This window comes from Paenibacillus sp. W2I17 (assembly GCF_030815985.1).
GTDB lineage: Bacteria > Bacillota > Bacilli > Paenibacillales > Paenibacillaceae > Paenibacillus.
In genome coordinates this window covers 6,192,551-6,215,549 of record NZ_JAUSXM010000001.1, presented here as the reverse complement: position 1 = coordinate 6,215,549, position 22,999 = coordinate 6,192,551, and the positions used below count along the sequence as shown (strand labels likewise).

Annotated in this window: 16 protein-coding genes and 2 riboswitches; of the genes, 5 read left to right on the top strand and 11 right to left on the bottom strand. The window is 47.8% G+C overall.

Going from position 1 to position 22,999, the window contains the following annotated elements; translation table 11 throughout:
• Positions 1-180: 180 nt before the first annotated feature.
• From QF041_RS27785 to QF041_RS27760, 6 genes are all read right to left on the bottom strand, one after another.
• Complete coding sequence (locus QF041_RS27785; RefSeq protein WP_307416408.1) at positions 181-1,692, bottom strand: extracellular solute-binding protein; 1,512 nt, start codon at positions 1,690-1,692, stop codon at positions 181-183.
• Positions 1,693-1,872: 180 nt separating this feature from the next.
• A complete protein-coding gene (locus tag QF041_RS27780; protein WP_307416407.1) occupies positions 1,873-2,985 on the bottom strand; it encodes a glycoside hydrolase family 88/105 protein in 1,113 nt (370 codons plus the stop codon).
• 25 nt (positions 2,986-3,010) lie between these two features.
• Positions 3,011-4,510 (bottom strand): extracellular solute-binding protein, encoded by a 1,500-nt coding sequence (locus QF041_RS27775; RefSeq protein ID WP_307416406.1) that lies wholly within the window; start codon positions 4,508-4,510, stop codon positions 3,011-3,013.
• A gap of 62 nt (positions 4,511-4,572) precedes the next feature.
• Positions 4,573-5,445: a carbohydrate ABC transporter permease gene (locus QF041_RS27770; RefSeq protein ID WP_074096177.1), complete on the bottom strand. Its 873-nt coding sequence runs from the start codon at positions 5,443-5,445 to the stop codon at positions 4,573-4,575.
• Between the two features lie 45 nt (positions 5,446-5,490).
• A complete protein-coding gene (locus QF041_RS27765; protein ID WP_076212382.1) occupies positions 5,491-6,444 on the bottom strand; it encodes an ABC transporter permease in 954 nt (317 codons plus the stop codon).
• A 282-nt stretch (positions 6,445-6,726) separates the two neighbouring features.
• Positions 6,727-9,063, bottom strand: a complete 2,337-nt coding sequence (locus QF041_RS27760) for an AraC family transcriptional regulator (protein WP_307416404.1) — start codon at positions 9,061-9,063, stop codon at positions 6,727-6,729.
• Positions 9,064-9,574: 511 nt separating this feature from the next.
• Here QF041_RS27760 and QF041_RS27755 point away from each other — a divergent pair.
• Together QF041_RS27755 and QF041_RS27750 are read left to right on the top strand one after the other, a co-directional pair.
• Positions 9,575-11,578 (top strand): endonuclease MutS2, encoded by a 2,004-nt coding sequence (locus tag QF041_RS27755; protein WP_307416403.1) that lies wholly within the window; start codon positions 9,575-9,577, stop codon positions 11,576-11,578.
• 147 nt (positions 11,579-11,725) lie between these two features.
• Positions 11,726-11,977, top strand: coding sequence for a cysteine-rich CWC family protein (locus QF041_RS27750; protein ID WP_307416402.1), 252 nt, complete (start codon positions 11,726-11,728; stop codon positions 11,975-11,977).
• A 62-nt stretch (positions 11,978-12,039) separates the two neighbouring features.
• Here the strand turns inward: QF041_RS27750 and QF041_RS27745 are convergent, their stop codons facing one another.
• The 5 genes from QF041_RS27745 to gcvH all read right to left on the bottom strand — a co-directional run bounded on the left by QF041_RS27745 (position 12,040) and on the right by gcvH (position 18,020).
• Positions 12,040-13,185: a mannitol-1-phosphate 5-dehydrogenase gene (locus QF041_RS27745; protein WP_307416401.1), complete on the bottom strand. Its 1,146-nt coding sequence runs from the start codon at positions 13,183-13,185 to the stop codon at positions 12,040-12,042.
• On the bottom strand, positions 13,182-13,616 hold the full coding sequence (locus QF041_RS27740) for a PTS mannitol transporter subunit IIA (RefSeq protein ID WP_145323925.1): 435 nt from the start codon (positions 13,614-13,616) through the stop codon (positions 13,182-13,184). Before QF041_RS27740 ends, QF041_RS27745 begins: the two co-directional genes overlap by 4 nt.
• Positions 13,616-15,715, bottom strand: a complete 2,100-nt coding sequence (locus QF041_RS27735; RefSeq protein WP_307416400.1) for a BglG family transcription antiterminator — start codon at positions 15,713-15,715, stop codon at positions 13,616-13,618. Before QF041_RS27735 ends, QF041_RS27740 begins: the two co-directional genes overlap by 1 nt.
• 38 nt (positions 15,716-15,753) lie before the next feature.
• A complete protein-coding gene (locus tag QF041_RS27730) occupies positions 15,754-17,208 on the bottom strand; it encodes a PTS mannitol transporter subunit IIBC (RefSeq protein ID WP_307416399.1) in 1,455 nt (484 codons plus the stop codon).
• A 419-nt stretch (positions 17,209-17,627) separates the two neighbouring features.
• Positions 17,628-18,020, bottom strand: a complete 393-nt coding sequence (gene gcvH / locus QF041_RS27725; RefSeq protein WP_145323932.1) for a glycine cleavage system protein GcvH — start codon at positions 18,018-18,020, stop codon at positions 17,628-17,630.
• Positions 18,021-18,363: 343 nt separating this feature from the next.
• A riboswitch (glycine riboswitch) is annotated at positions 18,364-18,486 on the top strand.
• Positions 18,487-18,489: 3 nt separating this feature from the next.
• Positions 18,490-18,590: riboswitch (glycine riboswitch) on the top strand.
• A gap of 216 nt (positions 18,591-18,806) precedes the next feature.
• Here gcvH and gcvT point away from each other — a divergent pair.
• From gcvT to gcvPB, 3 genes are all read left to right on the top strand, one after another.
• A complete protein-coding gene (gene gcvT, locus QF041_RS27720; protein WP_307416397.1) occupies positions 18,807-19,943 on the top strand; it encodes a glycine cleavage system aminomethyltransferase GcvT in 1,137 nt (378 codons plus the stop codon).
• On the top strand, positions 19,940-21,295 hold the full coding sequence (gene gcvPA / locus QF041_RS27715) for an aminomethyl-transferring glycine dehydrogenase subunit GcvPA (protein ID WP_307416396.1): 1,356 nt from the start codon (positions 19,940-19,942) through the stop codon (positions 21,293-21,295). The genes gcvT and gcvPA overlap by 4 nt, the downstream gene beginning before the upstream one ends.
• Before the next feature lie 86 nt (positions 21,296-21,381).
• Positions 21,382-22,872, top strand: a complete 1,491-nt coding sequence (gene gcvPB, locus QF041_RS27710; protein ID WP_076252999.1) for an aminomethyl-transferring glycine dehydrogenase subunit GcvPB — start codon at positions 21,382-21,384, stop codon at positions 22,870-22,872.
• Positions 22,873-22,999: the final 127 nt, after the last annotated feature.

The following is a 22,999-nucleotide window of genomic DNA, read 5'->3' as shown; positions in this document are numbered from 1 at the left end:
GCCCCTCCTTCCATAGACCCACTTCATTCGCCTAAAACACAAAAAAAGGCCATGAATCCGCAGATTCATAGCCTTATGCTTTAAGGGTGTGGTCTTTCTTATGATATTGGAAAAATGAACTCCCTCATAGAATAAACCATATCATTCCATTTGATCAACCTTTTTTTATTTCCCCCAGCTTTATTTCCCGTTCAATTCCTTGTAGGATGCTTCGAGTTCTGTGATCAATTGATCACCACCGGCTTTTCTCCAGCTTGCGATTTCCTGCTCCCAACCTGCATCATCGATTTTGCCCATAATGTACTTGGTCTGTGCATCCCAGATCATCTGATCCAGCTCCTGACCACGCTCGGTATAGATCGCTGAAGACAATGTGAGTGCCGGATTAGCAATGGCATACTGCTCATTTTCACGCGCCATCTTTGTACCTTTCATACCAATGGGAACATCAACCAGTTCAGGTACGTTATAACCTTCAATACTTAACAGATTATCCCGGTATGGCTTCACTTCACGCTGATAAGCGTCAAAATCTTTGAGTTCGGTTTTCCCATCCGCAGTTTTGGTGTAGTGCACATCGAGCAATCCACGGAGCTGTAACATACTCAATTCCTCATCCATCAACTGATCCAAGAACGTAAGAACCTTCTTCAATTGCTCCTCATCCGTAACGGATGCCTTCGGGATGACCAGCATTCCGTAGTTTCCCGGCTCCCCGGCGATTCGAATACCATCGGTTCCCTGGAACGGAGCCACATCAATCTCTCCATCCGGAGCGTTAGGTGTAAGGCGCTGCTGAGAGGACTTTCCGTTCTGGGCCACACCGTTAAGCTTCATGCCAACCAGGCCGGAATCCATTTTTTTGTCCGCATCGGAAGGGTCCAGGGCAGGGAAATCACTATTAATCAGTCCCTCGCTGAACAATCGCTTGAAAAGTTTCATCGTATCCACATATTCCGGGGTCAAGAACTCCGGGGTCAGTTTCCCAGCATCATCCACCCCCCATTTGTTGACACCGCCAATACTTACAGCAATCCGCGTCAGTGGGGAAGAGACGCCCTCATTATACTTTTTGAAGAGCAGTGCACCGTACGTATCTTCTTTACCATTCCCGTCAGGGTCATCCTTGCGAATGGAGCGCATCACTTCATACCAGTCATCCAGCGTTTTGGGTATATCCAGCTTTAATGTATCAAACCAGTCCTTGCGATATACGATCGCAGTCCGTCCAATATCCCGGAAGTTCGGAATACCGTAGACCTTGCCTTCAATTTTGATATTGTTAAAATAAGCCTCGGATTGGGCAGACAGGTTTTTATAATCCTTCAAGTAAGGCCCCAGTTCCCAGAACAGTCCCGTTTTGGCGGCATTAAATGTGGTCGGTACATAATTCACTCTCATAATGGTCGGCATCTCGCCTGAAGCAACCATAACATTCACCTTATCATCAAAAGCAGACTGCGGAATCCACTGTACATTGACATCCGTATTTGTATATTCCTCAATCTTCTTTTCAATCCCGTTCTCCTTGGCCGGTATATCTCCTACCTGCATTAAAGAGATGGAAATGGGAAGTTTTCCTTCCCCTGCAGCAGGTGCTTTTTCTCCCCCGCAACCTGCAAGCAATCCAGCGGACATTGCACCAATTACAACGATTCCGCCTAAACGGGACATTGGACCTTTTGGACTCATGAACCATCTCTCCTTTTGGATAAGGTTATGTACACAGACCACTCCGATGACAGAACAACCTTCAGATCGCTGTTATCCCCAGATTTTTTGATTCCCTTTTATAAAGTGGAAAATCCGGGGATAAAGGCGAACGCTTCGCTTCCTCAGATTATTTCTGCCCTCTCCGTTCTCATGTACATGTTAGTTGGACTTGTAAAGTTCAATCTCCACTCCCGCCAAAATGAACGGAGCGACCGACTTCGGATCATTGATTCGAATGGACTCGGTCACATAATACTCGTAGGACCCGTCACGATACGGGCTTCCTCCAAGACCGGCTCCGCCGTTACACTGCGTCAAGGACAGCACGCCTTCACGGTCCGTTTGCAGCAGATGCTGTAGCAGACCCTGATACCCTTTTTCCGCAACTGCTTTGAACTTGCCACTCAGATATCCTTTACGTACACCTTTGGCCAATGCATAGACAAACATCGAGGTCCCGGAAGCCTCAAGATAGTTCCGTTCACGTCCCGGTTGATCCAACAAATGTGGCCATAGTCCAGTTTGCTGATCCTGTACATGCACAAGTGCATTCGCTACTCGTTCGAAGATACCCACAATCTGTCCGCGCTGCGGATGATCTACCGGCAGATAATCCAAGGTATCCACAACCGCCATCACATACCAGCCCATCGCCCGACTCCAGACATGTGGTGAACATCCCGTCTCACCCGAACTCCAGCGCTGCTCTTTGCTCTCATCCCAGGCATGGTACAAGAGACCGCTACGCGGATCACGTGTACGTTGCTCCACCAGCAAGAGCTGCAGAGCCGCCTTGTCAAACCACTTCTCTTCTCCCGTCACTGCGCCATACTGGGTCAGATACGGAGTAGCCATGTACAATCCATCCAGCCACATCTGGAATGGGTAAATCTTTTTGTGCCAGAATCCGCCTTCACTCGTATGTGGCTGTCCCTTAAGCTGAGTCATAAGCAACTCAGCAGCTTTGCGGTACTTTTCTTCACCCGTTTTCTCATGTAGCAGGAACAGTGATTTTCCCTGATTGATCTGATCCAGGTTATATTCCTCAACCGTATAAGAGCGAATGGAGCCATCTTCCTGAACGAAATGATCCATCAACTCACGGATGTAGTCAAAATACTTTTGCTCCCCCGTGTGTGTATACAGCTCCTCCAGCGCTTTCAACAGACAGCCGTTCTCATAATGCCAAGTGGAGTACAGCTCATGGTTGCGATAACTTTCCATGAATTGCTGTGCCATGCGCACCGATGTGAATTGCAGTGTTTCCTTCATGATCAAGCCTCCGCTTCCGGCTCTTTTATTGAGCCTGTTTTTTATAATCTTCGGCATATTCCTCACGAATCTTGTTTCCACCCGCATTTCCCCAATTCTCGATTTCCTTTTCCCAGCCACTTCGATCGATCTTGCCCATAATGTATTTGGTTTGTGCATCGGCAATCACCTGATCCAGATCCGCCCCACGGTCACCATACGTTGGAGAATATAACGTCAGCGCAGGGTTTGGCACAGCGTGCTCCGCCAGTTCCTTGGCAAGTGCCGTACCTTTTTCACCCAGTTCGGTATCCTTCAATTTCGGTACGTTATAGCCTTCGACATAAGGAAGGTTGTCACGGTAAGGCTTCACTTCACGCTGGAATGCATCGAAGTCACTCATCTCCACCTGATCTTCGCCCACTTTGGTGTAATGTTTGTCTTCCATACCACGCATCAACAGGGTCGCCATCTCAGGGTCCATCAGTTTATCCAGGAAGGAGAGCAGGTTCTTGAGTTCTTCTTCCGATTTCACCGTTGATTTAGGGAATGCCAGAATTCCCGAATTACCCGTCTGTCCTGCAACACGGTCTCCGTTCGCTCCAAGCAAACCAGCGATATCTACCACACCATCCGGATTGTTTTTGGACAGACGCTCTTGCTGACTTTTTCCGTTCTGCGCAACACCAACACGGATACCAACAACACCGGAATCATACTTTTTCTCCGCTTCCGTAGAGTCGAATACGGCAAAATCTTGATTTAGCAGTTTCTCATCGTACAAACGTTTCAGCAGATCCAGCACCTGCATATATTCCGGTGTCATGAATTCCGGCGTGAAGCTGCCATCATCTTCGACCTTCCACTTGTTAGGTGCACCAAAACTTACGCCAAGGCGCGTCGTGAAGGAATATTGATCCTCATTATATTTTTTGAAAAGCATCAGTCCAAACGTATTATCCTGACCATCTCCATCCGGATCGGAGGTTGCCAGTGTCTTGATCGTTTCATACCATTCATCCGGTGTGGCTGGCACCTTGAGATTCAGCTTCTCGAACCAATCCTTGCGATAGATTACCGTAGCCCGCGCAATATCGGAGAATACAGGAACCCCGTAGATTTTGCCCTCTACCTTGATGTTGTCAAAAAAACGCTCGTTCTGTGCCGACAGATTTTTGTAATCTTTCAGCAATGGGCCAACTTCCCAGAACACGTCATTACGCATCGCGCTGGTCACCGTTGGATTATATTGCACTTTCACAATTTTTGGCATATCGCTTGAAGCGATCATCACGTTGATTTTGTCATTGTATGCCGAAGCCGGAATCCACTGGATATCCAGTTTGGTATTGGTATACGCTTCAATCTTTTGCTGAACTTCATTGCCTTTGCTTGGCACATCACCCACCTGTGCAATGGCTATGGACACATTTTGTACGCCGCCCTCGGCAGCCTGACCCTCGTCTGATCCGCATCCTGCCAGCAAACCTGTCACCAGTGCCAGTGTGCTTAAGACAGCTACGGCTTTCTTTTTTGTTGCTTTCATAACATGAAAACCTCCCTTTTTTTATGCAGTCATACTGAACTGACTTTGAACCATGTGACGACTCAACCTTTCACCGACCCCAGCATCACGCCTTTTGCAAAGTGCTTTTGCAGGAATGGATATACCAGCATAATCGGGATTGTGGAGAATACGATAACCGCCATGCGAATGGTAAGCGGCTGGATCTCGGTCTCTTCGATACTTGTGTCTCCGATTCGGCTCTGTGCCAGAATGACAATCTCACGCAGCCAGACTTGGACAGGCCACTTCTCACTATCATTGATATAGATAACAGCGCTGAAGAAACTGTTCCAGTGGGCCACCGCGTAAAAGAGTGAAAATGTCGCCATGGCTGGCATGGACAACGGCAGTACAATCCGGAACAATACGCTGACATCGTTACATCCATCAATTTTGGCTGCATCCTCCAGTTCATCGGGAATGGCTTGGAAGAAGTTTTTCAGTACAATCAAGTTAAATGCACTAATAGCAGTAGGTAACATCAGTGACCACAACGTATCCGTCAGGTGCAAGGATTTCACGACAAAGTAGGTTGGAATCATCCCGCCACTGAAGAGCATCGTGAACAATACACCCAGCAAAATGGGCTGGCGTCCACGCAAATATCTTCTGGAGAGCGGATACGCCATAAGTGACGTAAACAGCAGGTTAATGAAGGTACCGATCACGGTAATATAGACCGATACACCCAGACTGCGAATCAAGGTATCTGTAGAGAAAATGTAACGGTACGCAGCCAGAGAGAACTCTTTTGGAAAAAGAATGAATCCTCCCTTAGCCACTTCATGCGGACTGGTAAACGAGACGGCCAAAATATAAATGAACGGGATGACCGTCACGATTCCAATCAACAGCAGCAAGCCATGATTGAGAATATCAAAGATCCGGTTGCCCCACGTTTTATCCTGTTGCATCTTAATGTTCACTCCTGTCTGGTGAAGAACGTCTGCACCCAAAGGTTAGTAGACGCCTTCCTCCCCGAATTTTTTGGCCATCGTATTGGCACCAAGGACAAGCGCCAGCCCGACAACCGATTTGAACAACCCGACAGCAGCACTATAACTGTACTGTGCCTGTGTAAGACCCTTCGTGTACACGTAGGTATCAAATACCTCGCCCACATCCCGGTTTGTCGGAGTTAGCATCAGGAAGATCTGTTCAAAGCCTGTATCCAGGAAATTGCCCAGACGCAGAATGAGCAAAATGACGATTGTACTGCGAATGGCCGGCAACGTAATGTGCCAGGTTTGGCGCCAACGATTGGCACCATCAATCCGTGCAGCTTCATAGAGCTGTGTATCCACACCGGAAAGCGCCGCCAGGAAGATAATTGTGCCCCAACCGACTTCTTTCCAGATGGATTGTCCGACAATCATCGTTCGGAACCAACCGGGTTCAAGCAGGAACGCCACTTTTTGTCCCGTCAGGTTATAGAGCAATTCATTAATCGCACCACCCTCAGTTGTGAACAGCATGTAGAACACACCGACAACAACAACCCAGGATACAAAGTGTGGAACATAAACAAGAGTTTGTACAAATCGTTTGAACCGTTCACGGCGAACTTCATTCATCATGAGCGCCAGTACAATCGGCAGTGGGAAAAAGAACACAATGTTATAAATGGCAAGCAAAAACGTATTTCGAAATAATGTCCAGAACTGCGGTTCTCCGAAGAAACGCTGGAAATGTTTGAACCCTACCCAGTCACTTCCCAAAATGCCCTTGTAAGGCGTGTAATCCTGAAAAGCCATCGTGATGCCATACATGGGTATGTATTTGAAAATAACAAAGTAAAGCACACCCGGTATTAACATGATATACAGCCACCGGTTTTTGATAATGTCCCTCCACAGCAGGTTTTTGTCACTGCGGGTAGCGGGCCGTGTTCGAGCCGCCGTTTCGGCTTTCATATTGTCTTCCTCCCCACATTGGAAACGATTACAAAATATCACTTCCTGAATTCATGTCTTCATTGTGGAGGATAAACGAATGACTGGCTATCGTCTCGTTTTAGCCTTTTGTTTTTCCTTATGTAGCAAGGGTTTAGCTCATTTCCATCACAGAGTTCAACGGCGCAATGAACTGCTTTCAACCTCTATATTCCTGTCTTAACTTCATGGAGAAAAGTGGTCTTCTTCCTTCATCCAAACATAAAAAAGCCTGCCTGCCTTGGCGGGCAGAGCAGGTTTGTTTTATCGCTGCTGCTCCCGGTACTTGCCGGGGGTCGTTCCTGTGATTTTGCGAAACGTACGGATAAATGCGGTTGGATTGGTATAGTTTAATTTCTCGGCAATCTCCGATATTTTAAGATTTGTTGTTTGCAGCCAGGTCTTTGCTTTTTCCATACGATACTCTGCGAGATATTCCGTAAAATTGACTCCAGCTTCCTTCTTGAATACCCGACTTAGGTAGACAGGATGGAAATTAAGCTCTGCTGCACAGGCTTCAAGCGACAATTCACGATCATAACGTTCCTCGATCAAACGAATCATGCGCCTTGCAATATTCATGTATTGGGATTCTTCCTGCTCTCGCCAGAAACGGATGACGGGCAGGAACAGCCGCTTGCGGAACCAATTGGTCATTTCGTCCAATGTGGACAACTTCAGCAAATGTGACATGGATGCTTTTTCACCCAGTACTTCGGCTACATCTCCACCTTGCTCCTGCACAAGCTGATATACACGAGACAATAACTGAACCATAATGACGGGGTATTCACTGAAATGAAGCTTTTTGTCTGCAAGCAGTCCCAAATATTGCTTAAAGTAGGCGTCCGTCTTCTCTTCATCTCCTTGCTTGAGCGCAGACGCGAGCTGATCCTCGATCATACGTAACTGGGTATACAACGCGGCCTCCATCTGACCACGTGGCTGAATATCCTCGTAATGCAAAATAATACGGCTGCCCAGACTGACCCGGCCCTGCAGAGCCTCTCGGCTCTCTTGAACCGCTCTTGGCGTATCTCCGATACAAGCGTAAGAACGACTGATGCCAATACTTACGGGCAAATTCAGGTAGGTCACGACACGTTCGCGAATCCAGTCTGCCTGGGTATGCATCCATTCCTTCAGCTTCACCTCATCCGTGAGTTCGGAGGCAAGTACGGTGACCTGAGCATCATCCAGCATGACCGGGGTGAACCGAACTGCCGAAGGAAGGAGCTCACCTACCATATTGTTGACAGCAAACAGCAGTAGATCGCGATCCTGTTCCTCATATCGTGTCCCTTCCAAGGTATCGATCTGGAGCATGAGTACGCCAAGACTCGCCCACCCTGTCGGGAAATCGTACAATTCTCCCTGATATCTGAAATCTTCTTCCGAGATTTTGCCTGTCAGCAGTTTGGTCATAAAAAACTCCTGAAGGTGCACATGCTGCCCCTTCATCTGCTCACGCATCGTTTTCTCCGAGCTGAACAAGGTTGACAATTGCTCCTCAATATAGATAAATTCATCCTGTCGGCGTCCTGACGGAGCAACTGGGGAATCCAAACCCTTCGTAAATTGCAGCAGTCTGGAGATCGGTGAGTACATCCGCCGACTGCCGTATATGGCGAACAATCCCGTTACACATAACATGACCAGTGTAGCGATACCGGTAACCAATGCAATTTTCTGTGACTGGGCCGTAATCTGTCCAAGAGATACAACGGACACGTATAACCAGCCATTGAGCGGAGATTGCCTATAACTAACTGCCACTTGATTACCTTCCACCTCCGCACTGAAGAAACCTTCTGGCTGGGCCGTCGTTTGTACCATTTCCTGAATTTCCTTATTCAGCGCGTCATATTTCCCGCCTTGCTGCATATCGTTCAGAAAATACTTTTGCTCCCGATCCAGAACGTACATATCTCCAGAATTCGTATTTCGGCTCAAGTAGGTACTCAGTTCCGTATCGGCGATATCAATCACAAGAAATCCCTTTGGTTTCACATTGGTTGGTATCATCGGGATTTTGAATACCATACTGACCACATTATCCGATGATATAAGAGTAGGTGCCTGTTCCGGTGTTAGTTCACCCATACCTGCTGATACAGGTACACTTTCTTTCGCTGAACTGGCATTTTGAGTGACCCAGAACAGACTGTTGGTATAACTTAGGTAGGAGCCAATTCGGTCTCGAATGCTGAAATCATCCAATTTGCCAAAAGAACGCATCGAAACCACCCAATCTTCATCCAGATTAACCAGATAGGCTTGGTCAATGTTCGTAACCGCTTGCAAGTTGTTAAAACCGGAAGTCAGATCACGAATCTCCTGAAACTCGCTGCTGTCCAGTGGTTTCTTCATCGCTTGTAATACCAAAGGCGAATTCACATACTGGATGGATGACAATTGCAGACTGCGTAGTACTTGCTCTACCCGCATTTGGGTCTGATGCAATATCTGAAGATTACTTTCACGCACTTTCTGTTCAATGTCACGCGAAGCAATCGTATACGATACGGAACCAATAACAATAACCGGAAGGGCTCCGAGGATCAGGGTAAAGCAAAGCAAACGCAATAAATATTTAGGCAAGAAGAGCATCCTCCTTCTCATAAAATCGCTTTCATTGGATTATTTTACTATTGTTATTTTAAAACCCATTCTTATTCAAGTCCACTCATTTATTCTAAAGGTTGACTTCAAACCAATTTCCAGTTTATATTGGTTGCATATTCCTCAATCAAAGGAGAGATTTTTAATGTCGGTGAATGTTCTTAACTAACCAAGTTTCATATTCAGGAGTTTGGCCTTTCATTGCGCTTGTGCCCTTATGGCATACGTGTATTTCATGATGCGCCAGATCCCTGTACTTAGTTAAGAACAGCGGATATCATAAATCGCCTCCGGGATTGTAGTTGTCCGGGTCTATTTCCGCGCTGTGTTCAGCGCGGATTTTTTAATATAGACCTGTAGTGGACTCTGCTTTCCCATACGTTTAGGGCGGAGAATGACGTTTGTTCATTCTCCGCCCTTTTTGCGTTTTCAGGAATACGTTTTACCGCTTTAACTGAAATTCCATTTGAAATCCAAGGAGAGATTACGCATGAATGAAAACACATTACACAGTTTGGGCTATCCACAAATTCAAAAAAACGTTGCAGACTGCGCCCTTTCTTATCTGGGCAAGCGTTATGCCAGAGAACTGAAACCAATGGTTGACGCTCACCTGATTCAGATTCGCCTGGAGGAAACTGCAGAAGCGGCTGCATTGATTCGTTTTGGCGCCAGTATCCCCCTCCCTTCACTGGATGGAATGGAAACGATTATGGATCTGCTCGGTACAGGTTATCTATTCAGTGAACGTGACTTCAGTCATCTCGCACAGTTCCTTCGGAGCTGTGCCCAACTTATGAAATACATGGAGGGTAAATCTGGGGCCGCTCCCACCGTCAGTCGTTATGCAGCATCCATGATTATGATCGAACCTTTGCTGAGTGAGATCGAGCGTTGCATCCATAGTGGACGCATTCAGGATCAGGCAAGCAAGGAACTGATTCGAATTCGTAAAAAAATGACCGTAAATGAGGAGCGCATGAAACGAAAGCTTGATTCTCTGGTAAGCAAACATCGCTCCATTATGCAGGAACATGTCATCAGTCAACGCGGAGGAAGAACGGTTCTGCCCATTAAGAAAGAGTTCCGCAAACAGGTGAAAGGCAGTGTGCTGGATGAATCCGGGAGCGGGCAAACCGTATATATTGAACCTGTTGAGTTAGTAAGTCTGCAGATGGAATTGGCCGCTCTGCAAGCGGAGGAGTCCCGAGAGGAGATGAGAATTCTCGGTGATTTAACCTCCCTGGCCGAATCGTACAGCCGTGAAATTGCTCTGAATACCGAAACGGTAGGCGTGCTGGACTTCCTGTTTGCCAAAGCAAAATATGCGGCCACCATGGACGGACGTACCGTTCAAGTCAATACACAGGGCCACATCAGCCTTCAACGTGCACGTCATCCCTTCATGGGTTCTTCCATGGTTCCACTTGATTTTGCCATCGGCAAAACGTACTCGTCGCTCATTATTACCGGCCCGAATACCGGTGGTAAAACGGTCGCACTCAAAACGCTAGGTTTGCTCACCCTGATGATGCAATCCGGTTTGCTTATTCCGGTGGAGGAAGGTGGCGAGATGGCTGTTTATAACGAGGTAGCGGTCGATATTGGTGACGGACAGAGTATGGAACAAGCACTCAGTACATTCTCTGCACACATTCGCAATATGATCGGCATACTGGAACAGGCCAATACTTCGACTCTGGTGCTCATTGATGAGATGGCCTCCGGCACAGATCCCGGTGAAGGTGTTGGACTTTCTATCGCCATGCTGGAGGAACTTCACAGCCGCGGAGCAACCGTTGTGGCGACCACGCATTTTGGTGAAATCAAACATTTTGCAGCTGCCACCCCAGGATTTGAAAATGCCCGTATGGAATTTGATACGATCTCACTCCAGCCACTTTATCGATTGCGTATCGGGGAAGCTGGTGAGAGCTATGCTTATTCCATCGCATTGAAGCTGGGCATGCCACAGCGAATTATTGAGCGTTCCAAGTCCCTATCGGATCAAAGTAACTCGAGAGATCGTACATTCGTGTTCACATCGCCTCCTTTGGAAACTCCGGTCCTAAAGCCTGATCGTCCCGTTACAGAAGCAAGCGACCCAGCAGAGTTGTCCAAGCGGAATACGTCTAACCAATCAAAGAATACCGCCAGTTTGCACAAAAAGACAACAACCAGAGCGTCAGATTCTCCTGCCCCTGCCAAACCTTTTCGCAAAGGGGATCGGGTGTATGCGGCCTATCTCAATCAATCGGGCATCGTCTGTGATGTGGAGGATAGCCGGGGAAATATCGGAGTCATGCTGAGAGGGCGCAAGGTCAAAATCCATAAAAAACGCCTGACCCTGCATATATCTGCTGATGAACTTTATCCGGGTGACGACTACGATCTGGACATCGTATTTGAGACAAAAGAAAACCGCAAGAAGCGTAAACTAATGGGACGCAAGCATGTGGAAGGTCTACAGATCGAATTACCGCCTGAAGAATAGCCAAGTGAAAAAAACAGATATAGTGAAATGGAATTCATATGTACATTTAAGCACAGTGAATTCCATAATCACCAGCACAGTTCTGTTATACTAGATCAGTGTGTTCGTCTTCAACTCACAGCTATTTCACAGGGAGGGAAGAACCGAATGTCTGTAGAACAAGACGATCAAGAGCGCATCCATATCGATGTTCTTGTCTGCCCTTTATGCGGGGAAGCTAATCGCTGTTCCTATGCCGCAGGACATCCTCATTCGGAATGCTGGTGTAACCGGGCTACTTTCCCCGAGGGTGTATTTGACCGCATTCCGCCAGAGCAGCGCCGAAAATCGTGTATATGTCAACGCTGTTTGGATGACTATGCCGATAAACTCCAACCAAAAGAAGAGCCACACAGTTAACAACTGTATGGCTCTTCTTCTATTATGCATTATCTAGACTGTTAGCTTCGCTACCACTGCTCTTACATTTGGTTATACTGAGCAACAGCCTGTTGAAGCACCGGATGATGCTCATCCATGGACGTATAATGATGCAGTGCAGCCGAAACCCCCTTCTGGCGGATCATGTCCTGCAGTTCGACTGCTTCCGGATCATCGGAGACATCGAATTTGCAGGCAGCTGCCATGCCCATAGCCAGATAGGTCGTTTCAGTTCCATCCGTATAGGCCTGAAGAGCCGGACGAACCAGACGATCATTCGGAGACAGCTTGCGCAGCGGGGAACGACCAACACGAGTGACCTCATCGGTGAGATACGGGTTGACGAACCGTCCCAATATTTTGACAATATACTGCTCATGCTCGTCAGGATTAAATCCAAAACGTTTCACCAGAACAGCTCCGGTTTCCTGCAAAGCGCCGTATACAATGGATTTTACCTTTTCGTCGGCAATAGCCTTCTGAATCGTGTCATACCCATGCACATTACCGATATACGCTGCAACACAATGCCCTGTATTTACAGTGAACAGCTTCCGTTCAATATACGGCTCCAGATCATCGACATATACAATGCCCTCAACTGGTTTGAATGCAGGAGCCATCTGGGAGCGATCCACCACCCACTCGTAAAAAGGCTCTACCTGTACATGCAGAGGATCTTCATGATGCTGAATAGGCACAATCCGGTCTACTGCTGAATCGGGGAAATAAATGTACTGATCCGCAAGGGAACGTACGTCTTCATTGAGCAGAGCATATACATGTTCTTTCAATTGCGTACTGGCTCCAATGGCGTTCTCACAAGCAATAATGTGGAGAGGGTTTTGAGCAGGACCTGAATTCAGTCTCTTCTCAAGTCCTTTCGCAATGCCTGGTGCAATATGCTTTAGTACTCCTACACCCACTGCGGTTGTAATCATATCTGCTTCCACCACAGTTTGGGCAACCGTTTCTAACTGAGTCCCATCGATTGCGTTTACACCCGTGACGGTCTCCTGATCCTTGCTCTCGTTAGCCAGTTCCACCGTGTACTGTCCCCGTTGCTGGAGAGCCGTTACCAAGTCCTGATTCACGTCGGAGAAAATCACCTCATACCCTGCACGGGAGAGAATCAATCCAATGAACCCGCGTCCAATGTTACCTGCGCCAAAGTGTAGGGCCTTCATAGCTCCATTTCACTTTCCAGAATAGCAATAACTTCTTCGGCTGTTTTCGCCAGTCGCAGGGCCTCCATATTCTCATCTTCAGCACAGATCACCGCGATGCTAGTCAAGATCTCCATATGCTCCCCGCCTTGAGCCGCGATACCAATCACCATATAGGCTTTTTCTTCGCCAAAATCAACACCCTGTGGATACTGAATGACAGAGATACCTGTGGATAAAATGAAAGATTTGGATTCCTTCGTACCGTGCGGGATCGCAAGTCCGTTCCCTACATAGGTCGAGACAATCTCTTCGCGTTCAATCATCTTCTCAATGTAATCAGCAGTAATATGTCCTGCATCCTTCAGAATCTGTCCTGCCATACGAATCGCTTCATATTTGTCCTGAGCCGTCGCATTCAAGATGACTTTATCTGTTGTTAACATACTCATCATTTTTGACCTCCAATTTCGGTTTTACTGCGGTAAAATCCAACCAGTTCCTGGGAAAGGTAATGAATGAGTTCATCCCTGATTCCCTTCTCCAGCAATGCAATCATTTCTTCCTGCAATAACAGTGCGCTAATCTCACTGAGAACCTCCAGGCTTTCCTTGGATAATTCTCTGGGACCGAGCATCAAGAGGATATGGGTAACTCCTGCCGGATCATCCGGCGTACGAAGGAGTGGCTCAGTGAGCTGAAATAGGCTGATAGACGGCCTGTAGATGCCCTCACTGCGTGTATGGAACAGCGCAAGTCTTGTGCCGGGAATCTTTTGACTCCCCACTGCTTCACGTGCCTCCAACCGTTTCGCAATCTCCTCCGGTTCCTTCAACACACCAGATTCATGGAGGACGTTGCACATCGCATATACGGTTTTATAGAAACCAATATCCTGGTTATCCAGCGAGTACACCTGAAACTTCCCGATAATCCGGACGATTTCAACCAGAATAGCTTCCATTCCGTCAGGGTTCGAGTAACGACTTGTCGTCTGAACCTCTGTTTCCTGCGGCTTGTGATGCTGTCGTTGTAACGTTGTTGTCCTGATAAAATGACGCAGCTGCTCACTCTCTTCTGCCGTGAGCAGTGGGCTCACTTTGTAATATTGATGCTCATCCATCGGCAGATCGACAGTGGATAACACCAGGTCATATTCATCTGTAGGGATTCGCGTAGCTTCATACCAGGACACACTGTCCATGATCCGAATCTCGGGAATCTCCTTCGTCAGTCGACTGGAAAGCATACGTGATGATCCGATTCCGCTTGTACACACAATGATCGCCCTGATTTCCCGTTTCAATGCACGCAACCTCTCAATGGAAGCTCCAAAATGCATGACCAAGAAACCAATTTCCTCATCCGGAACTTTCACACCCGGCCAAGCTTGATGCACGGATTTTTTGACATCTTCGAAGAGTGAATCATAATCCTTTCGAATCTGCTGCAGCAACGGATTACGAATGATCTGCTGTTCTTCAATTCGCTCCATTACAGGTTGCATATGACCAATCAGACCCTCACGAAGCAAACGATCCTCATGAAAGGCATAATGAGTTCTAGCCTGCATCTGATCAATCAGTGAATGTACCCTGTCCAGTAAAATCAAGTCGTCTATCGGCAACAGCCGTGAAGAGTGAATCCGTTGTTCTGTCTCAATTAATAGTCTGTGAAAATAAGCCTGCTCATCTTGGGAGAATGTCAGCCCCAGCTGGGTGGATAGAACACTGCACAAGCGGGAAGCCAGATAAGGCGGAACCTTTATCTCACCCTGCTCTGCAATTTCATCTCCCTTCTTCTCCCGGGGAGATATACGCCCAATGCCAAAGCCTTTACGGATACGTACAACTGCTACGGATAATTGAATCAGCAGCTTCATGTATTGCCGTTCCGGGATGTTCTCCAGCCATTCGATATCCGGCTGCCATAACGCATTTTCGACCGTTAGCACATCACCATGTCCAATCATATCCAGCAGTTTTTGGTTTACGATGGAGCCTCCTTGTTCTGGCTGTCTTCCGAACAGATCAGACTCATCCAGAAATTCGAGGGCAAGTGCAGCAATGGCTGTGCGATGAAACGTCTCACTTCCGTTAATTTTGACACCATATCCACGCCTGCGGACCAGCTTCAGTCCAGCCTGAAGAATCCGTAACTCCAGATCGTCCAGATCAGTGGTTACCGTGGACACAGTCACCTTCAGATCCGAAGCAAGAGCAAGCAACTTCACAGGCTCTGACTCATCAAGCAGGATGCAAAGCATGAAGAGCTTACGCTCTTCTGGCGTAAACTCTACATATTCTTTACCCTCCAGTTGCTGTCGCAATGCAGTCAGATCATCCGAACCGGAATCAATTCGAATACCGGTTCCTGATTTTTTTTCCAGTCTCATCCCCAAAGGTTCAAGCCATTGTTCAATCATTTGAAGCTCGCGATGAACCGTTCGGGTACTGACTTTTACTTCAACGGCGATTTCGCCGGCAGTGACTTCATGTGGGTGCTCCAACAGAAACTCCACGATTTCGCGTTGTCTTTTGGTAATACTCATATCTCAGCCTCCGGCTCAGGGAAAACGAATGCGTGCAATTACTTCAGACGTTCAACGAGCGCATCATATTCCGGGCTTTTTAGGAAGTTGTCGATGGATATATGTTCTGCATTCGGCGCCACAGAGCGGGCACGATCGGTTAATACTTGTTGTGTGATCACCACATCTGCATCCGGCGGGATATCACTGATGGCCGTATTGGTCACCGTAACGTCAATCCCCTCGGCCTTCATCTTCTTGCGTAGAATGGAAGCGCCCATGGCACTCGATCCCATACCTGCATCACAGGAGAAGACGATCTTTTTCACATCTGTTTTCACAGTAGAAAAGGCCATATCCGCAGCTCTGTCTGCTTCACGTTGGTTAGCCGTAATGCCAGCGTTTGGCACGGTTCCTTGACTCTTCATATCTTTCATGCGACTGGATGCGGACTCCAGATCTTCGTCCTTTTGTTTACCCGTTTTCAGCAACAATGCTGCCACAAGGAAAGAAACGACGGCTGCTACAAGCACCCCTGCGAGCATCGGCAGGTATCCACCTTTTGGTGTTAAGAGGAAATACGCGATAATACTACCCGGTGATGGTGCTGAAACAAGTCCTGCTCCGGTGAGCATAAATGTTAATGTACCTGCGACGCCACCCGCAATTGCGGCAAGAATCAGAATCGGTCTCATCAGAATGTAAGGGAAGTAGATCTCATGAATTCCCCCGAAGAAATGAATGATAACGGCACCTGGTGCAGAAGATTTGGCCATTCCGCGTCCGAAGAAGCAGTAAGCAAGCAAGATACCAAGTCCCGGACCCGGGTTGGATTCAAGCATGTATAATACGGATTGCCCTAATTCTCTTGCTTGATCTGTTGCAATAGGCGTAAGAATACCGTGGTTAATTGCATTGTTTAGGAACAATACTTTACCCGGTTCGATAATCAGGTTGACCAGCGGCAGCAAGCCCAGATTCATTAAGCCTTGCACCCCGGCAGACAATACTTTGCTAATGGCTTCTACAGCAGGCCCAATGCCCAGTAGCGCAAATATGCCCAAGATTCCGCCAATAATACCGGCTGAGAAGTTGTTAACCAGCATTTCAAATCCGGCTCTAATTTTACCTTCGATCGATTTATCGAATTTTTTGATGATCCATGCTGCCAGAGGTCCAGCGATCATGGCCCCGAGGAACATCGGAATATCGCTACCCACGATGACCCCAATGGTCATAATGGCACCCACGACACCACCACGCTGGCCATGCACCATCGTACCCCCGGTGTAACCGATTAACAGTGGCAGCAAATATTTGATCATCGGATCGACTAGCTGGGCAAGCGTCTCGTTAGGGAACCAGCCTGTTGGAATGAACAGAGCCGTAATTAATCCCCAGGCGATGAACGCTCCCATATTCGGCATGACCATACCACTCAGGAATCGGCCAAAACGCTGAACACCAACCCGTAGCCCACCTTTGGAATTGGACGATTGGTCCAAATTACTCATTGTATTATCCTCCTTGGATCAAGTGATTATGATTATGAAAGGGGTATCATTTCTCCCCTGCTGTAATCCTAAGCGAGAATGCTCTCCTGTTCAATGAAATGAAAGCGTACTTTCGTCATGAACAATGATGACAACATTAGGTTATGTAATCGTTTTTATCTATGCATAATGGCTGAACTCATTGGTACATAAGGCTTTTCTCGCCTATGACTTTTATCATTTCCAAAATCATTTTCTAACCTATAGCTTGGTCTAATCAGACAATTTGCATCACAATCTGCCTGAATCAGTATTCACAACGTTCCTTGGAAAGCACAAAAAAACCTGTGCAAGCATCAAGCTCACACAGGTCGCAATAACATGAAGCACATCTCATTTTTCTATAAAATCATATGTTAATAAGTACAAGTTCATTGATTCTATTCTTCGGTATGTTTGCGATACGCATCTGCATTCATCAATGTGGACAATGCTGCAGACAGATCTCCCTCAACACGAATCTCGATCATCCAGCCTTCCTCGTAAGGAGAGCTGTTTACCAGTTCAGGTGAGTCCTGCAACGAATCATTCACCGCAATGATTGAACCAGTGACTGGAGAAAACAAGTCCGAAACCGTTTTGACCGATTCGATCGTTCCAATGCTGTCTTCTGCTTTTACATTAGTTTCAAGGTCAGGCAATTCCACAAACACAATGTCACCCAGCTGATGCTGCGCGAACTCGGTAATGCCAATACGTACAGTATCCTCCCCTACGGTTTGCACCCATTCGTGCTCTTCACTGTACAGGAAATCACTTTTCAATTCGCTCATCGATATCCGCCTCGCTTTTCATTAATGAGTACATGCGTTCTTTGACCTTAACCTTTTTCCCAGAACATAGCGTATGATATTTTTGAATCAAATGTCAAGATACCTCACAATTTATTTGCTGAACACCTCTAAATCCTGTAACCGGATTACACTCTTTCTTCATATACTGGTGAATATTAGAATAGTAAGCGCACTCTTTATAAATACACGAACAATATTATTAAAATAATATTAAATATTCGGTTTTTAATCATTATCTATGATATCGTTCTTGACATCAGTAGTGGATTCACGTTTTAATGAGAGGAGTAAATGTGTTTATTGGACTATGTTATACCCGCGGATGAATGTAAAGGGAGAGATTACCCGTGACACCCGATTCGGGATGCACATGAGGTAACGCCGAAGGAGTAAACCACCGATAAGCGGGGGTGAATCTCTCAGGCAAAAGGACTTTTACGGGACGCAACTCTGGAGAGCATCTATTCGCCCTGTGCGGGCGTTATGATCACCCAAGGGGAAACCTGCTGCACAACGTAGCGGGGTAACTCTCAGGTACAAGGGACAGAGCCTTAGAATACAGCGTGCTACTTGGCATGCCGATTCTTTGGCCTGTCCTTTTCCTTTTTCCCAAAAAACGAAAAACAGGATTCAGATCGGCGCTGTCATAGCTGCCTTACCATACTTATGTGATGAAAGTATCTAGCTGAAAATTTAAAAATACCCTGGTTCATTGATCCACGATTGTATATCCGGCCGGCTGACGGCCCATGACGAGGTGATTTGATGTCCGATTTGCTTAGAACACCACTCTTCCCACTGTATCAGCAATACGAAGGCGTACGGTGCATTGATTTTGGAGGCTGGGAGCTTCCGGTACAATTTAGCGGAATCCAGAAAGAACATGAAGCCGTACGCGAGCGCGCGGGACTGTTTGATGTATCCCATATGGGCGAATTCACAGTACAGGGTGAGCAGGCTGAAGTTTTTTTGCAACAAATGACGACCAATGATGTGACCACGCTGGTTCCCGGTCAAGCCCAGTACACCCTGATGTGTTATCCAGATGGCGGTGTGGTGGATGATCTGCTTGTGTATAAGCTGGAAGATCAGCATTATATGCTCGTTGTTAACGCCTCCAACATCAACAAGGATTGGGCGTGGCTGCAAGAGCACTTGATCCCTGGCGTAAGCATGACCAACGATTCGGAGCAGACGGCGCTGCTCGCCTTGCAAGGTCCACTGGCTGTAGACATTATCGGGAAAGTTACAGATACGGATGTAAGCTCGATTGAACCGTTTCGTTTTGTGCAGGATGCTGAAGTATGCGGAGTAAAATTACTGTTGTCCCGTACCGGTTATACCGGTGAAGATGGCTTTGAACTATATGTTCCTGCGGACCAGGCTGCTGTGGTCTGGAATGGATTAATGAAAGCCGGTGAAGGTCACGGACTCGTACCAACCGGACTTGGTGCCCGGGATACACTGCGCTTTGAAGCAAGGCTCCCCCTGTATGGACAGGAACTGTCGGCAACCATCTCTCCGCTTGAGGCTGGCGTTGGCATGTTTGTGAAGCTGAACGCCGGACCTTTTATCGGACACGAAGCCTTGTTACAGCAAAAAACTGACGGGCTCGCCCGCAAACTGGTCGGCATCGAAGTGCTGGAGCGTGGTATTCCTCGCCCCCACTATCCGATTTACGCCGAAGGCGTACAGATTGGTGAAGTGACAACAGGCACGCAATCACCTACATTGAAGCGTAATCTGGGGCTTGCCCTCATCGACAGCAAATACGCTGCGCTGGGAACCCCGCTTGAGATTGAGATCCGCGGCAAGAAACTAAAAGCCGAGGTCGTGAAGACCCCTTTTCATAAACGGACACGTACGTCGAAGACACCTACTCAAGGAGCTGATCAAGCATGAGCAAGCACCGTTACATTCCCATGACTGAGCAAGATCAGAGCGCCATGCTCGCAACCATCGGTGTGGATACGCTGGAGGATCTGTTTCAGGACATTCCGCAGGAGATTCGTTATCAGGGCGAGCTGCCCGTATCCTCCAAACTCGATGAATATGCGCTGACACGTCATATGTCCAAACAAGCTGGCGCCAACGCCAATTTCGAAACACACGCCAGCTTCCTCGGCGCAGGTATATATGATCATCATGTTCCTTCCGTCATCAATCATGTCATATCCCGTTCCGAGTTCTACACTGCCTACACACCTTATCAGCCTGAGATCAGCCAAGGTGAACTACAGGCCATTTTCGAATTTCAATCCTACATCTGTGAATTAACCGGTATGGCTGTGGCCAATGCCAGTATGTATGACGGTGCAACTGCCTTTGCCGAAGCAGGAAACCTGGCCGCAGCGGCAACTCGTCGCAAACAGCTCATCGTATCCCGTACCGTTCATCCGGAAGCCCGTCAGGTATTGCAGGCGTATGCGCACGGATTGAGTTTGGAGATTGTCGAGATTGGTTATAAGGATGGCGTCACTGATTGGGATGCCCTGCAAGCCGCCATATCGGACGATACCGCTGCTGTCATGATCCAGAGCCCGAACTTCTTTGGTGCAGTGGAAAATGTGAAGCAAGCCGCTGACCTCGTGCATGCGCACAAGGGCCTGCTCGTTGTAAGTGCTAACCCGCTATCGCTGGGTCTGCTGGAAGCCCCAGGCAAGCTGGGTGCCGACATCGTTGTAGGTGATGCGCAGCCCCTCGGCATCGCCGCTTCACTCGGCGGCCCAACATGCGGATATTTCGCCGTATCCCAGCCTCATATGCGCCGAATTCCTGGCCGAATTGTAGGCCAAACAACGGATCGCAACGGCAAGCGTGGTTTTGTACTGACACTGCAAGCACGTGAACAGCACATCCGCCGCGAAAAGGCGACATCCAATATCTGTTCCAACCAGGCTTTGCTTGCACTCAGCGCATCTGTGTATATGTCCATCATGGGTAAACAGGGCATGATCGATGTCGCGGATCTGAATTTGCAAAAGAGTCATTACACCCTCAATACATTAACTGCGATTCCTGGAGTTAGCCTTACTTTTAATGCACCAACATTTAATGAGTTTGTTATTAAGCTTCCTGAAGGAACCGACGTGGATGCCCTTCAGTTGAAATTGCTGGATGCGGGCTTTATTGGTGGTTACGAACTCGGACGTGATTACCCGGAGCTTGCCGGACATATGCTGATTGCTGTTACCGAACGACGCAGTAAGGAAGAGATTGACGAATTCGCACGAGCATTGGAGGGATCGCTGTGACTCAGGAAACGACAACGACGACAACGACAACATCGGTACAAGGACAATCGGAAACAGGTACCTCTGTCTCCACTTCGGCTCAATCTGTGACAGAAAAATTCAACGCACAGACCTTATCCCCTGCACCGGAGCAAGCATTGATCTTTGAACTCAGCAGCCCGGGACGTGTCGCTTATTCCTTGCCAGAATGTGACGTTCCTCGTCAGGCTGCGGATACGTTGATTCCCCGGGAAATGCTCCGTTCGGAAGCAGCGGCACTGCCGGAAGTGTTCGAGGTAGATGTTATTCGACACTATACTGCGCTATCCCGTCGCAACTTCGGTGTAGATAACGGATTCTACCCACTGGGCTCTTGTACAATGAAATATAATCCGAAGATCAATGAGGATGTTGCCCGTTATAACGGTTTTGCCAAAATCCATCCGTACCAGCATGAATCCAGCATTCAAGGTGCTCTTGAACTGTTATATACGTTGCAAAACGACCTTGCAGGTCTGACAGGTATGGACGCTGTGACCTTGCAACCCGCCGCTGGTGCCCATGGAGAATGGACTGGACTTATGATGATTCGTGCCTACCACGAAGCTCGTGGCGAACAACGTACCAAAGTCATCGTGCCCGATTCTTCTCACGGGACCAACCCGGCAAGTGCTACCGTTGCAGGATTTCAAACTGTGACGATTCCATCCCGCGCAGATGGACTGGTCGATCTGGACGCGCTCCGTGCAGCTGTTGGTTCGGATACGGCAGCATTGATGCTGACAAACCCGAATACACTTGGTTTGTTCGAGAAAGACATTCAGGAGATTGCATCCATCGTACACCAGGCTGGTGGCTTGTTGTATTACGATGGAGCCAACTCGAATGCCATTATGGGCATTACCCGTCCGGGTGATATGGGCTTTGACGTGGTGCATCTGAACCTGCACAAAACGATGAGTACACCTCATGGCGGTGGTGGACCTGGCGCCGGACCAGTTGGTGTGAAGAATCGCCTGATTCCGTTCCTGCCTAAGCCAATGGTAATTAAAAATGATGACGGTATGTATGCATTCGATTGTGAAGGAGATCAATCCATTGGTCGGGTGAAAGCCTACTACGGCAACTTCGGTATTTTGGTACGTGCCTATGCCTACATTCGCACTTATGGACCGGAAGGTTTGCGCCGTGTCTCTGAATGTGCGGTACTGAATGCCAACTATATGATGGCCCGTCTCGCCCCTTACTACGAGATTCCATATCCAGGCGTATGTAAACATGAATTTGTCATGTCTGGTCGGGGTTTGAAGCAATATGGTGTGCGTACACTTGACGTTGCCAAACGATTGCTTGATTTTGGATATCATCCACCAACGGTGTACTTCCCGCTCAACGTCGAAGAATGCATCATGATCGAGCCGACAGAAACCGAAAGTAAAGAAACGCTGGATGGGTTCATTGATACGATGATACGGATTGCCAAAGAAGCGGAAGAGACACCAGAATTAGTCCTGAACGCACCTTATGGCACACCGGTTACTCGACTCGATGAGACTACCGCCGCCCGCAAACCTGTACTGAACTGCGCGTGCAGTTAATCAAATCATTGTTATAACGAAGGCTCTTGCTGATGTTCCAATCAGCAAGAGCTTTTTGTGTTGCCTTCCCCTTTAAAGATGCCACTCTTACAGCTCGCCATCATCCTGTTAGAGTATTTCTCAACAT

Bases quoted from the DNA above. Each gene is read 5' to 3' on its own strand.
- QF041_RS27785 (WP_307416408.1), bottom strand. From the start codon at position 1,692: ATGAGTCCAAAAGGTCCAATGTCCCGTTTAGGCGGAATCGTTGTAATT.
- QF041_RS27780 (WP_307416407.1), bottom strand. From the start codon at position 2,985: ATGAAGGAAACACTGCAATTCACATCGGTGCGCATGGCACAGCAATTC.
- QF041_RS27775 (WP_307416406.1), bottom strand. From the start codon at position 4,510: ATGAAAGCAACAAAAAAGAAAGCCGTAGCTGTCTTAAGCACACTGGCA.
- QF041_RS27770 (WP_074096177.1), bottom strand. From the start codon at position 5,445: ATGCAACAGGATAAAACGTGGGGCAACCGGATCTTTGATATTCTCAAT.
- QF041_RS27765 (WP_076212382.1), bottom strand. From the start codon at position 6,444: ATGAAAGCCGAAACGGCGGCTCGAACACGGCCCGCTACCCGCAGTGAC.
- QF041_RS27755 (WP_307416403.1), top strand. From the start codon at position 9,575: ATGAATGAAAACACATTACACAGTTTGGGCTATCCACAAATTCAAAAA.
- QF041_RS27750 (WP_307416402.1), top strand. From the start codon at position 11,726: ATGTCTGTAGAACAAGACGATCAAGAGCGCATCCATATCGATGTTCTT.
- QF041_RS27745 (WP_307416401.1), bottom strand. From the start codon at position 13,185: ATGAAGGCCCTACACTTTGGCGCAGGTAACATTGGACGCGGGTTCATT.
- QF041_RS27740 (WP_145323925.1), bottom strand. From the start codon at position 13,616: ATGAGTATGTTAACAACAGATAAAGTCATCTTGAATGCGACGGCTCAG.
- QF041_RS27735 (WP_307416400.1), bottom strand. From the start codon at position 15,715: ATGAGTATTACCAAAAGACAACGCGAAATCGTGGAGTTTCTGTTGGAG.
- QF041_RS27730 (WP_307416399.1), bottom strand. From the start codon at position 17,208: ATGAGTAATTTGGACCAATCGTCCAATTCCAAAGGTGGGCTACGGGTT.
- gcvH (WP_145323932.1), bottom strand. From the start codon at position 18,020: ATGAGCGAATTGAAAAGTGATTTCCTGTACAGTGAAGAGCACGAATGG.
- gcvT (WP_307416397.1), top strand. From the start codon at position 18,807: ATGTCCGATTTGCTTAGAACACCACTCTTCCCACTGTATCAGCAATAC.
- gcvPA (WP_307416396.1), top strand. From the start codon at position 19,940: ATGAGCAAGCACCGTTACATTCCCATGACTGAGCAAGATCAGAGCGCC.